Origin of the sequence: Actinacidiphila yanglinensis, assembly GCF_900107965.1 — a bacterium.
Lineage (GTDB): Bacteria > Actinomycetota > Actinomycetes > Streptomycetales > Streptomycetaceae > Actinacidiphila > Actinacidiphila yanglinensis.
On record NZ_FNVU01000007.1, the window covers coordinates 176,991 to 189,165 of the forward strand.

Genomic DNA, 12,175 nt, shown 5'->3' on the forward strand with positions numbered 1-12,175 from the left:
CGCGCGGTCAGGACGCACGGGTCCGGGCGCGCAGGTCAGGGCGCGGCCTCCCGCGCGTGTTCCAGGTCGTCGAGCGCGTCCGCGACGGCGACCCGGTCGTCCGGGCTCTTGGCGAGGGTGCTGAGGGTGCGCAGCACGTCGCGCCGGGCCAGCCGGGAGACGTCCAGCGCGGACAGCGCCGCGACCCAGTCGATCGCCTCGGCCATGCCGGGCGGCTTGTCCAGTTCCAGCGCGCGGACGCGTCCGACGAAGTCCGCGGCGGAGGCGATCAGCGGCTCGCCCGCCGAGGGCACCGAGCGGCGCAGGATCTCCACGGCCCGCTCCGGGGTGGGGAAGTCGATCCAGTGGTAGAGGCAGCGGCGGCGCAGCGCGTCGTGCAGTTCGCGGCTGCGGTTGGAGGTCAGCACCACCAGGGGCGGGCGCGGCGCGGTGAAGGTGCCCAGCTCCGGCACGGTGATCGCGGCCTCGCCCAGGAACTCCAGCAGCAGCGCCTCGAACTCGTCGTCCGCCCGGTCGATCTCGTCGATCAGGAGCACCGGCGGGAGCGGGCCGCGATGGCGCACGGCACGCAGCAGGGGCCGGTCCTGGAGGAACTCCTCGGTGAACAGGTCGGCGTCGGTGAGCCTGCGCTCGGTGGTCTCGGTGAGGCGGATCGCCAGGAGCTGCCGCTGGTAGTTCCACTCGTACAGGGCCTCGCCCGCGGACAGCCCCTCGTAGCACTGCAGCCGGATCAGCGGGGTGGCCAGCGCCTCGGCGAGGGCCTTGGCCGCGGAGGTCTTGCCGACGCCGGGTTCGCCCTCCAGCAGCAGCGGGCGGTGCAGCACCGCGGACAGGTACAGGGCGGTCGCGGTGCCCTCGTCGACGAGGTAGCCGACCGTGTCCAGCCGCCGGCGCACCTCGGCGGCGTCCGCGAACAGCGTGCTCACCATCTGTTGCCGCCCACCGGCTACCCCACCAGTCCCGCCGCGTAGCGGTCGCGGCAGCCCGGGCCGCAGAACCAGAACTCCCCGGCCCCCGCGGTCAGGTGCGGGGTGTCGGGCAGCACCGTGACCTTCATGCCGCACACCGGGTCCTCCACCACCATGGGTGCCTGGCCGGGTGCGGGTACCGGCACCCGGGTCTCGCCGGAGCGGACCGCCTCGACGAGTTCGGCGAGGATGGACAGCCCCACCTCGGGGGCGGTACGGGCGCCGATGTCCAGTCCGGCCGGGGTGTGGATCCGGGCCCGCTCCTGCGGGTCGAGCCCCATCCCGTCCAGCAGCGCGTCGCCCCTGCGGTGGCTGGCGACCAGCGCGACGCGGCCCACGCCCGCGGCCAGTGCGGCGCGGATGGACTCCTCCTCGTCGCGCCCGTGGCCCGCGACGACGACGGCCGCGGTCCGTTCCGGCAGCGGGCCGGCCGGCAGGGTGCGGGAGGTGTCCCAGCCGAGGAGCCCGGCGAAGGCGACCACCGCGTCGGCGACCGGGGTGCGCCCGACCACCTCGACCAGCGGCGGTGGCAGCACCGGTTCGAGGAAGATCTCCAGCGCGCCGCCGGACAGGCACGGGTTGACCACGACCCGGGCGCCCGGCGTCTCGGGGAAGCCGGTCTCCCCCTCGGGAAGGATGCGCAGCAGCAGCGGGCCGCCGCCGTCCAGCGCTTCGAGGGCGGCGGTGCGGACCGAGCCCTCGGCGCACACGCCGCCGACGAAGCCCTCGACGGTGCCGTCGCCGTGGACGATCGCCTCGTCACCCGCGTGCGCCGACGCGGGCGCCTGGGCGCGTACGACCCTGGCGTGTACGAACGGCACGCGCTGGGCGGCGAGTTCGAGCGCGCGGGCGCTCACCGCCTTCGGCACCTGACGCCACCTCCTTCGCCTCGTCGGTTCGCCGGCCGGCTCGCACACGGCCGGCCGGACCGTCCTTCGTTCCCGGACCGGCTAGTTCGGCGGCGTCGCCCGCCCCTGCATCGCCTCCCACACCCGGGACGGGGTCAGCGGCATGTCGGCGTGCCGCACGCCGAACGGCCTGAGCGCGTCCACCACCGCGTTGACCAGGGCCGGCGGGGAGCCGACCGTCGCGGACTCGCCGATGCCCTTCGCGCCGATCGGGTGGTGCGGGGACGGGGTGACGGTGAACCCGGTCTCCCAGTCGGGCACTTCCAGGGCGGTGGGGAGGAGGTAGTCCATCAGCGAGCCGCTGAGGCAGTTGCCGTCCTCGTCGAAGGAGACCATCTCCATCAGCGCCATGCCGACGCCGTCGGTGAGCCCGCCGTGCACCTGCCCCTCGATGATCATCGGGTTGATCCGGGTGCCGCAGTCGTCGACCGCGACGAAGCGCCGTACCGTCACCTTCGCGGTGCCCGGGTCGATGTCGACCACGCAGATGTAGGCGCCGTGCGGGTAGGTGAGGTTCTCCGGGTTGTAGCAGATCTGCGCCTCCAGGCCGCCCTCGACGCCCTCGGGCAGGTCGCCGGCGCCGTGCGCGCGCATCGCGACGTCCTGGATGGTGACCGACGCCGACGGGTCGCCCTTCACATGGAAGGCGCCCTTGCTCCACTCCAGGTCGGCGACGGACACCTCCAGCATCCCGGAGGCGATCAGCTTCGCCTTGTCGCGGACCTTGCGGGCCACCAGCGCGGCCGCCGCACCCGACACCGGGGTGGAGCGGCTGCCGTAGGTGCCCAGGCCGAAGGGCGTCTGGTCGGTGTCCCCGTGCACCACCTCGATGTCCTGCGGCGGGATACCGATCTCCTCGGCGACGATCTGCGCGAACGTCGTCTCGTGGCCCTGCCCCTGGGTCTGCACCGACAGCCGCACCACCGCCTTGCCGGTGGGGTGCACCCGCAGCTCGCAGCCGTCGGCCATGCCCAGGCCCAGGATGTCCATGTCCTTGCGCGGGCCGGCGCCGACCGCCTCGGTGAAGAACGACACCCCGATGCCCATGAGTTCGCCGCGCTCGCGCTTGGCGGCCTGCTCGGCGCGCAGTTCGTCGTACCCGGCGATCCGGGTGGCCAGCTCCATCGTCGGGGCGTAGTTCCCCGAGTCGTAGACCCAGCCGGTCCTGGTCCGGTACGGGAACTGATCCGGGCGGATGAAGTTCTTGCGGCGCAGCGCGACCGGGTCCGCCTTCAGCTCGTACGCCAGGCAGTCCACCATCCGCTCGACCAGGTAGACCGCCTCGGTGACGCGGAACGAGCAGGCGTACGCGACGCCGCCGGGCGCCTTGTTGGTGTAGACGGCCGTCATCTTGCAGGAGGCCGCCTCGATGTCGTAGCTGCCGGTGAAGACGCCGAAGAAGCCCGCCGGGTACTTCAGCGGGGCGGCGGTGCCGTTGAACGCGCCATGGTCGGCGAGCACATGGGTGCGCAGGGCGAGGATCCGGCCGTCGGCGGTGGCCGCGATCTCGCCGCGCATCACGTAGTCGCGGGCGAACCCGGTGCTGGTCAGGTTCTCGGAGCGGTCCTCCACCCACTTCACCGGCTTGCCGGTGAGCAGCGACCCGACGATCGCGCACACGTAGCCGGGGTAGATGGGCACCTTGTTGCCGAAGCCGCCGCCGATGTCCGGCGCGACCACCCTGATCTTGTGCTCGGGCAGCCCGGCGACGATCGCGTACAGGGTGCGGTGCGCGTGCGGCGCCTGGGTGGTGGACCACAGGGTGAGCCGGCCGTCGACCGCGTCGTAGTCGGCGACCGCGCCGCAGGTCTCCATCGGCGCCGGGTGCACCCGCGGGTAGACGATGTCCTCGCTGACCACCACGTCGGCCCTGGCGAAGACCGCGTCGGTCGCGGCCGCGTCACCGGTCTCCCAGTCGAAGCAGTGGTTGTCGGTCTTGCCCTCCAGGTCGTCGCGGATCACCGGCGCGTCGGCGGACAGCGCCGTGCGCACGTCCACCACCGGGTCCAGCGGCTCGTACTCGACGTCGATCAGCTCCAGGGCGTCCCGGGCCGCGTAGCGGTCCTCGGCGACGACGAACGCCACCTCCTGCCCCTGGAAGCGGACCTTGTCGGTGGCGAGCACGGCCTGCACGTCGTTGGAGAGGGTCGGCATCCACGCCAGGCCCTTCTCGGCGAGCATCGCGCCGGTCACCACCAGCCGTACCTTCGGGTGCTCCTCGGCGAGGCCGGTGTCGACCGACACCACCTTGGCGTGCGCGAACGGCGAGCGCAGCACCGCCAGATGCAGCATGCCCGGCAGTTGCAGGTCGTCGATGTAGCGGCCCTTGCCGCGGATGAAGCGCGGGTCCTCCTTGCGCAGCATCCGGCCGTGGCCGACCGGCTTGTGGTCGTTGTCCTCGAAGGCGGTACGGGCCGGGGCGGTGGTCATGACGCGCTCCCCGTGGTGGTGGCGGTGGCATCGGTCCCGCCGAGGGCGGCCGCGTCGTCCGGGACGGCGGTGCGTGTGCCGGCCTGCTCGGCGGCGGCCCAGCGGACGGAGCGCACGATGGTGGCGTAGCCCGTGCAGCGGCAGATCTGCCCGGAGATCGCCTCGCGGATCTCGGCCTCGGACGGGTCGGGGTTGCGGTCCAGCAGCGCCCTGGCGGTCATCATCATGCCCGGGGTGCAGAACCCGCACTGGAGGCCGTGGCACTCCATGAAGCCGCGCTGCACGGGATCGAGTTCGCCGTCCTGCTCCAGGTCCTCCACGGTGCGCACCTCGCGCCCGCCGGCCATCGCGGCGAGCACCGTGCAGGACTTGACGGGTTCGCCGTCCATCCACACCACGCAGGTGCCGCAGTTGCTGGTGTCGCACCCCCAGTGGGTGCCGGTCAGCGCGAGGTGGTCGCGCAGGAAGTGCACCAGCAGCAGCCGGCCCTCGATGTCCCGGGTGATCTCTTCACCGTTGACGGTCATGGTGACCTGCATGACTCACACCCCTTGCCGGTTGATGTCGCCGTCGCCCGCCGCCGGCGGGGCGCCGATGCGGGCGACCGCGGTGCGCAGCACGCGCACGGTCAGCTCGCGGGCCAGGTACCGCTTGTACTCCGCGCTGCCGCGCCGGTCGGTGACCGGGTCGCAACCCGCCGCGGCGAGATCGCCGGCCTGCTCGTACAGCTCCTGGGACGGCGGCCGGCCGCGCAGCGCGTCGGCGATGCCCGGGATGCCCGCGGTGTTGGGGCCGACCGCGGCGAGGCCGACCCGGGCGTCGGCGATCAGCCCTTCGTCGTCGAGCCGCACGGCGGCGCCCGCCGAGACCACCGCCCAGTCCCCGGCCCGGAGTTCCACCTTCTCGTAGGCGCTGGAGCCGTTCGGGTGGACCGGGAGGCGGATCTCGGTGAGGATCTCGGCGTCGCCCACCGCCGTCTCGTACGGGCCCTGGTGGAAGTCGGCCATCGGGACGACGCGCTCGCCGTCCGCGCCCCGGATCACGCAGCGCGCGTCGAGCGTCGTGCACACCGCGGACAGGTCCTCCGACGGGTCGGCCTGGCACAGCGAACCGCCCAGGGTGCCGCGGTTGCGCACCACCGGGTCGGCGATGACCCGCTCGGCGTCCCGGAAGATCGGGAACGCGGCGGCCAGCGGATCGGACTCCAGCAGCTCGCGGTGCCGGGTCATCGCGCCGATCCGGATCCACCCGGGTTCGACGGCGACGAAGCCCAGTTCGCCGTGCAGGTCGTTGATGTCGATCAGGTACTCGAAGTTGGCCAGCCGCAGCTTCATCATCGGCAGCAGGCTGTGCCCGCCGGCCACCAGGCGCGCGGTGTCCCCCAGGCGGTCGAGCAGCCCGATCGCCTCACCGACCGTGCCGGCCCGCCGGTACTCGAACGGCGCGGGAACCTGCATGGAGAACGCCCCTTTCAAGACGGCCCGATGCCCCACGCGGCCCAGGCCCTTGCTTCTGCGACCCTGCTCGGGGACATGGCGTGGCATCTGCAACGCGGCGGCGTCCACGGCGAGTTCGGCGAGTTCGACTGAGTGCTCCACTGCGCTGCTCCACCGGGCGGCGGACGGGCGACAACCGCCGCCGGGCCGGCCCGAGCGAACCGTTAGCACCAGTTGACACCCGCGTCAGGGGGTTCGCATCCGCAGCACGGAGGGGCGGTCACGGCGCCCACGCGGCTCGCTGACGGCCGCGGGACCGGCCCTGCGGCCGACCCGCCGACCCGGCCGCCCCCGCCCCGCAGAACGCCGCACACGGGCGCGCGCCGACCGTACGGGTGGCCCCGCCGCCGTCACCGCCCGAACCCCGCGGCGGCAGCCGTGCGAGCGGCGCGGAAGGCCGCCGCGCGGGACCATGGAAGCGGGGCGGCACACGGCGCTCGGGTGCGTGGCACCCGTGCCCGGTCTGCGGAGAGGAGTGCGCGTGCGGGACATCGCCGAGGGCATCGCGTCCTGGCAGGCGGCCGGGACCCGGTTCGCCGTGGCCACCGTCGTGCGGACCTGGAAGTCGGCGCCGCGCCGCCCGGGCGCCTCGATGGCGGTCGCGGAGAACGGCGACGCCCTCGGCAGCGTCTCCGGTGGATGCGTGGAGGGCGCGGTCTACGAGCTGGCCCGCGAGGTCATCAGCAGCGGGCAGCCGGCCACCACCGCGTACGGCGTCAGCGACGACGACGCGTTCGAGGTGGGACTGACCTGCGGCGGCACCATCGAGCTGCTGGTACGCCCGGCGGGCGGCGGCCACTTCCCGCAACTGCCCGCCGTGCTCGACGCCATCGCCGCCACCCGACCGGTCGCCGTCGCCACCCTGCTGGACGAGCACGCCGCCCCCTCCGGCGACGCCCCTCCCGCCCTCCCGGGCTCGCCGCCCGAGCGCGACCTCGTGGTCACCCCGGAGTCCGCGGTCGGCGGCCTCGGCGACCCCGGGCTGGACGCGGCCGTCACCGTGCAGGCCCGCGGGCTGCTCGCCCAGGGCGCCACCACGGTGATCCGGGTCGGGCGCTCCGGGGAGCAGCGCCGCGACGACCTCGCCGTCTTCGTCCAGTCGTTCGCACCGCCCCCCAGGCTGCTGGTGTTCGGCGCGATCGACTTCGCCGGAGCGGTGGCCCGGATCGGCAAGTTCCTCGGCTACCACGTGACGGTCTGCGACGCCCGGCCGGTCTTCGCGACCCGCAAGCGCTTCCCCGACGCCGACGAGCTGGTCGTCTCCTGGCCGCACCGCTTCCTCGACCGGGTGCCGATCGACGAGAACACCGTGATCTGCGTGCTGACGCACGACCCGAAGTTCGACATCCCCCTGCTGGAGCGGGCGTTGCGCTCACCCGCGCGCTACATCGGGGCCATGGGCAGCCGCCGCACCCACGAGGACCGGCTGCGCCGGCTGCGCGAGGCGGGCGTGCCCGAGTCGGCGCTGGCCCGGCTCGCCTCGCCGATCGGCCTGGACCTCGGCGCCCGCACCCCGGAGGAGACCGCCGTGGCGATCATGGCGGAGGTGATCGCCCTGCACTGGGGCGGCTCCGGGCAGCGGCTCATCGCGACCACGCCGCAGCCCATCCACCACTGACGCGCACCCGGCCGGCCACCGGGGAGCCCCGACGGCCGGCGGAAACGGTCAGCGCGGCCGGTCCACCCGGCGTTCGTCCCAGACCGGCTCGGCGGTCTCGCGGACCAGGCCGTCGGAGCCGAACACCAGGTAGCGGTCGAAGGAGCGGGCGAACCAGCGGTCGTGGGTGACCGCCAGGACGGTGCCGTCGTAGGCCCCCAGGCCGTCCTGGAGGGCTTCCGCGCTCTCCAGGTCGAGGTTGTCCGTCGGCTCGTCGAGGAGCAGCGCCGTGGTGCCCTGGAGCTCCATCAGGAGGATCTGGAAACGGGCCTGTTGTCCCCCCGACAACCGGTCGAAGGTCTGGTCGCCCTGCCGTTCCAGCTCGTAGCGGCGCAGCACGGACATCGCGCGGCCGCGGTCGCGGGCGTGCTCGGTCCACAGGATGTCCACCAGGGGCCGGCCGGCCAGTTCGGGGTGGGCGTGGGTCTGCGCGAAGTGCCCGGGCACCACCCGGGCGCCCAGCTTCCAGGTGCCGCTGTGCGCGACCGACGTGTCCCCGGCCAGCAGGCGCAGGAAGTGCGACTTGCCCGAGCCGTTGGAGCCCAGCACCGCGACCCGCTCGCCGTAGAACACCTCCAGGTCGAACGGCCGCATCAGGCTGGTCAGTTCGAGCTGGGCGCAGGTGACCGCGCGCACCCCGGTACGGCCACCCTGCAGCCGCATCCGGATGTCCTGCTTGCGCGGCGGCTCCGGCGGCGGTCCGGCCTCCTCGAACTTGCGCAGCCGCGTCTTCGCCGCCTGGTAGCGGGAGGCCATCTCGTCGCTGCGCGCCGCGTACTGCTGCATGTCCAGCACCAGCTTCTTCAGCTGGGCGTGCTTCTCGTCCCAGCGCCTGCGCAGCTCCTCGAACCGCTCGAACCGCTCGGCGCGCGCCTCGTGGTAGGTGGCGAAGCCGCCGCCGTGCACCCACACGTCGCTGCCGCCGGGACTCGGCTCGACGCTGACGATCTTCTCCGCGCTGCGCGCCAGCAGTTCACGGTCGTGGCTGACGAACAGCACGGTCTTGCGGGTCTGCGCGAGCTGCTCCTCGAGCCAGCGCTTGCCCGGCACGTCCAGGTAGTTGTCCGGCTCGTCGAGCAGCAGCACCTCGTCGGGGCCGCGCAGCAGGGCCTCCAGGACCAGCCGCTTCTGCTCCCCGCCGGACAGCGTCTTCACCTCGCGCCACTGCGCCCGGTCGTACGGCACCCCGAGCGCGGCCATGGTGCACATGTCCCACAGCGTCTCCGCCTCGTAGCCGCGCGCCTCCGCCCACTCGCTCAGCGCCGTCGCGTACGCCATCTGGGCGGGCTCGTCGTCCTGCGCCATGATCGCCAGTTCGGCGGCGTCGACGGCCTTGGCGGCGGCCTGGATACGGGGGTGCGCGACGGACACCAGGAGGTCCCGGACCGTGCGGTCGTCGCGGACGCTGCCCACGAACTGGCGCATCACGCCGAGGCCGCCGCTGACGGTGACGGTGCCGCCGTGCGGTTTCAGCTCGCCGGAGATCAGCCGCAGCAAAGTGGTCTTGCCCGCGCCGTTGGCGCCCACCAGGGCCACCGCCGCCCCGTCGCCCACCCGGAAGGAGACATCACCGAGCAGCGCCCGACCGTCCGGGAGGTAGTACTCGATGTGCGCGGCTTCCACGTGACCCATGGCCCGGATTCTCCCTGCCGCCACGGACCCGCCCCAAGTCCTTTTCCGGGGCCGCGACGGCAATATGATGCGCCACATGAGTGAAGGGCCGGGGCAGCAGCCCCCGCAGGAACCCCGTAACCAGGCCTCCGACGGTCCTCGCGAGGTCCTGGAGGGACGTGTCATTCCCTCCCGCACGTCGGAGGCCGACCCCCGGCGCGGCTTCGCGGCCCCGCCGCAGCACGCGCGGCCCCGGCCGGAGGCCGACCCGGGTCCCGAGGACCCGGCCGCCGCGCCGCCCGAGGGCGCGTTCCCCGACGGCCCCTACGCCTTCCGCCCGGGCCAGCCCGGCGTGCCCGGCCCCCGGGGCAGGCGTACCCCCACGCAGGCCGCACCCTCCGCGCAGGGCCCCTCGGCGCCCGGACCGGCCCAGGGCCAGGATCCCGCCCAGGGCGGCCGGCCGGGGCAGCAGGCAGGCGGGTACGGCTTCCCGCAGCAGCAGCAACAGCCACCGCCCGGACCCGCAGTACCCGGCACCCCGGGCGGCGCCGCGGCCCCCGGTGCGCCCGGCCCCGGCCCGGCACAGGGCGGATACGGCTTCCCGCGCCAGGAGGCACCCGGCGCGGGGACCGGCCGCGGACCGGGCGGACCCGGCGCACCCGGCGGTCCCACCGGCCCGAGCGGGCCGGCCGGACCCGCTGGCAGGGGGCCGGGCACGCCCGGTCCCGCCGCCGCGCGTGGCGCCTCCCCCGTGCCCGGGACGCCCGACTGGAGCGCCCTGGCGGAGGAGCAGGCCAGCGGGGCCCGGCGCCGCCGGATCATGATGCTGGTCGGCGGCGGCGTCGCCGTCGCGGTGATAGCCGGCGGTGTGGCCACGGCCGTGGTGATGTCCGGCAGGAGCTCGGACCACACCATCGCCGACCCGACCGCGTCGAGCAGTTCCACCGCCAGCGAGAAGCCGCTGCCGCCCGAGCCGTCCTTCTCCTCGGTGGCCCCGCCGCCGCCCGCGAACCCGCTGGACTTCATCTCCAGCGCGGCCAAGGACACCGCGCCCCTGACCCCGGCGTCGCTCTTCCCGGGCAAGCAGTTCGTCCTGCAGGGCCGCACCTACACCAAGACCAACAGCGCCGTCACCACGACGTGCTCGGCCGCGGCCGGCGCCCCGCTGTCCGGTGCCCTCGCCTCCAACGGGTGCACCAAGCTGGTGCGGGTCACGTACACCAACGGCAAGATCGCCGTCACCGTCGGCGTCGCGGTCTTCGCCGACAAGGCCCACGCCGCCAAGCTGCACAACGTCGCGCAGTACATCGCCCCGCTCAACGGCGGTGGCGTGGCCGACTTCTGCCATGCCGTGGCCTGCCAGATGACCTCGAACTCGGTCGGGCGGTACGCCTACTTCGCGATCTCCGGCTTCAAGAACGGCCAGACCCTCAAGCAGGGCAACACCACGGGCGAGCAGGCCGCCAACGACGCGTCGGACTTCGCCTTCCAGCGGATCGTCCAGCGCGGGCGCGACGCCGCCCAGGCCCAGGCGAACAGCCAGTAAGGACGCGGGTAAGGGCCGTCCGCCTGGAGGAGGGCCCTTACAGGCAGCCGGGGAGCGTCCGCATGTTGCGGGCCTCCCGGCTGCGCGCGGCCAGCAGCTCGTCGGCCGGGTAGCCGACCTCCTCCAGCGTCAGCCCGTGCGGGCGCACCACGTTGACCGCCGAGTGCCGCTCCCTGCCGGCCAGCACCTCGGCCGGGAAACCGACCGGCCGGTGCCCGTCGCCGACCAGGATCATCGCGCCGACCAGCGCCCGCACCATGTTGTGGCAGAAGGCGTCGGCCCGCACCGTCGCCACCGCCAGCCCGTCGGCGCCCCGCTCCCACGACAGGTCGAGCAGCGTACGGATGGTGGTCGCGCCCTCCCGCTTCTTGCAGTACGCCGCGAAGTCGTGCTCCCCCAGCATCAGGGCCGCGGCCTCGTTCATCAGGTCCACGTCCACCGGCCGGTCGTGCCACAGCACGTGGCCGCGCAGCAGCGGGTCCACGCCCCCCGGGTGGTCGCCGATCCGGTAGGCGTACCGCCGCCACACCGCCGAGAACCGCGCGTCGAACCCGGGCGGCGCCTCCGCCACCCCCCACACCCGCACATCCCACGGCAGCCGCCCGGCCAGCCGCCGCCGCAGCTTCCCGCTCTCCCGCTCCCACACCTCGGCCGGCAGGTCCACGTGCGCCACCTGCCCGCGCGCGTGCACCCCCGCGTCGGTGCGCCCCGCCACGGTCAGCTCCACCGGATCGGGTAGCCGCAGCACCGTGGCGATCGCCGACTCCAGTTCGCCCTGCACCGTCCGCCGGCTGCGCTGCTTCGCCCACCCGGAGAAGTCCGCTCCGTCATAGCCCAGATCCAGCCGCACCCGCACGAATCCGGCCGCCGGCCCCTCGCTCACCCGTCGCTCCTCCGTGTCACATACGTCGGCGGGCCCGCACCCCTTGGGGTACGGGCCCGCCCGTGGGTCGTCAGGACGCTCAGGCGTCCTTGGACTCCTCGTCCGCCGGAGCGGCGTCCTCGGCCTCGGCCGCCGGCTCGGCGTCCTCGACCGCGTCGTCCTTCTTGACCTCGGCCAGAGCCTCGTCACCGGCGCGGTCCTTGGCGGAGCGCTTGGTGGCGGCCTCGGCCTCGCCGACCGCGTTCTGCTGAACGGTCAGGGCCTCCACCAGCTCGATGACCGCCATCGGGGCGTTGTCGCCCCGGCGGCTGCCGATCTTGGTGATGCGGGTGTAGCCACCCGGGCGGTTCTCGTACCGCGGCGCGATCTCGGTGAAGAGGGTGTGCACCACCGACTTGTCGGTGATCTGCTGCAGCACCTGGCGACGGTTGTGGATGTCGCCCTTCTTCGCCTTCGTGATCAGCCGCTCCGCGACCGGGCGCAGCCGACGCGCCTTGGCCTCGGTGGTGGTGATCCGGCCGTGCTCGAAGAGCGACTTCGCGAGGTTCGCGAGCAGCAGCTTCTCGTGCGCGGCACTCCCGCCCAGACGGGCACCCTTAGCGGGCTGGGGCATGGTCCTTCTCCTTCTTCGCTGCACCGGCCGTGTCAGGTACCGATGTCAGTGCGAACCGGCGGC

General features: G+C 73.9%; 10 protein-coding genes. 2 read left to right on the forward strand and 8 right to left on the reverse strand.

The features are described from left to right. Positions 1–35: 35 nt before the first annotated feature. The 5 genes from C4U44_RS18190 to C4U44_RS18210 form a co-directional block, all read right to left on the reverse strand. Complete coding sequence (locus C4U44_RS18190; protein WP_103886888.1) at positions 36–929, reverse strand: AAA family ATPase; 894 nt, start codon at positions 927–929, stop codon at positions 36–38. A 17-nt stretch (positions 930–946) separates the two neighbouring features. Further along, a complete protein-coding gene (locus tag C4U44_RS18195; RefSeq protein ID WP_103886889.1) occupies positions 947–1,837 on the reverse strand; it encodes an XdhC family protein in 891 nt (296 codons plus the stop codon). An 81-nt stretch (positions 1,838–1,918) separates the two neighbouring features. Beyond that, a complete protein-coding gene (locus tag C4U44_RS18200) occupies positions 1,919–4,306 on the reverse strand; it encodes an aerobic carbon-monoxide dehydrogenase large subunit (RefSeq protein ID WP_103886890.1) in 2,388 nt (795 codons plus the stop codon). Then, the gene (locus C4U44_RS18205) at positions 4,303–4,845 is read right to left on the reverse strand and encodes a (2Fe-2S)-binding protein (RefSeq protein WP_103886891.1); all 543 of its coding nucleotides are present in this window, start codon (positions 4,843–4,845) and stop codon (positions 4,303–4,305) included. Before C4U44_RS18205 ends, C4U44_RS18200 begins: the two co-directional genes overlap by 4 nt. Before the next feature lie 3 nt (positions 4,846–4,848). Then, a complete protein-coding gene (locus C4U44_RS18210; RefSeq protein WP_235032169.1) occupies positions 4,849–5,904 on the reverse strand; it encodes an FAD binding domain-containing protein in 1,056 nt (351 codons plus the stop codon). A gap of 379 nt (positions 5,905–6,283) precedes the next feature. On the opposite strand from C4U44_RS18210, the gene C4U44_RS18215 reads away from it, so the two are divergent. Next, the gene (locus C4U44_RS18215) at positions 6,284–7,420 is read left to right on the forward strand and encodes an XdhC family protein (protein ID WP_103886893.1); all 1,137 of its coding nucleotides are present in this window, start codon (positions 6,284–6,286) and stop codon (positions 7,418–7,420) included. 48 nt (positions 7,421–7,468) lie between these two features. On the opposite strand, the gene C4U44_RS18220 is transcribed toward C4U44_RS18215, so the two are convergent. Then, a complete protein-coding gene (locus C4U44_RS18220) occupies positions 7,469–9,091 on the reverse strand; it encodes an ABC-F family ATP-binding cassette domain-containing protein (RefSeq protein ID WP_103886894.1) in 1,623 nt (540 codons plus the stop codon). A gap of 76 nt (positions 9,092–9,167) precedes the next feature. On the opposite strand from C4U44_RS18220, the gene C4U44_RS18225 reads away from it, so the two are divergent. After that, positions 9,168–10,616 (forward strand): hypothetical protein, encoded by a 1,449-nt coding sequence (locus C4U44_RS18225; RefSeq protein WP_103886895.1) that lies wholly within the window; start codon positions 9,168–9,170, stop codon positions 10,614–10,616. A gap of 37 nt (positions 10,617–10,653) precedes the next feature. Here the strand turns inward: C4U44_RS18225 and truA are convergent, their stop codons facing one another. Both truA and rplQ read right to left on the reverse strand, forming a co-directional pair. Further along, positions 10,654–11,499, reverse strand: coding sequence for a tRNA pseudouridine(38-40) synthase TruA (gene truA / locus C4U44_RS18230; protein WP_103886896.1), 846 nt, complete (start codon positions 11,497–11,499; stop codon positions 10,654–10,656). 79 nt (positions 11,500–11,578) lie between these two features. Next, positions 11,579–12,112: a 50S ribosomal protein L17 gene (gene rplQ / locus C4U44_RS18235; RefSeq protein ID WP_103886897.1), complete on the reverse strand. Its 534-nt coding sequence runs from the start codon at positions 12,110–12,112 to the stop codon at positions 11,579–11,581. Positions 12,113–12,175 lie beyond the last annotated feature (63 nt).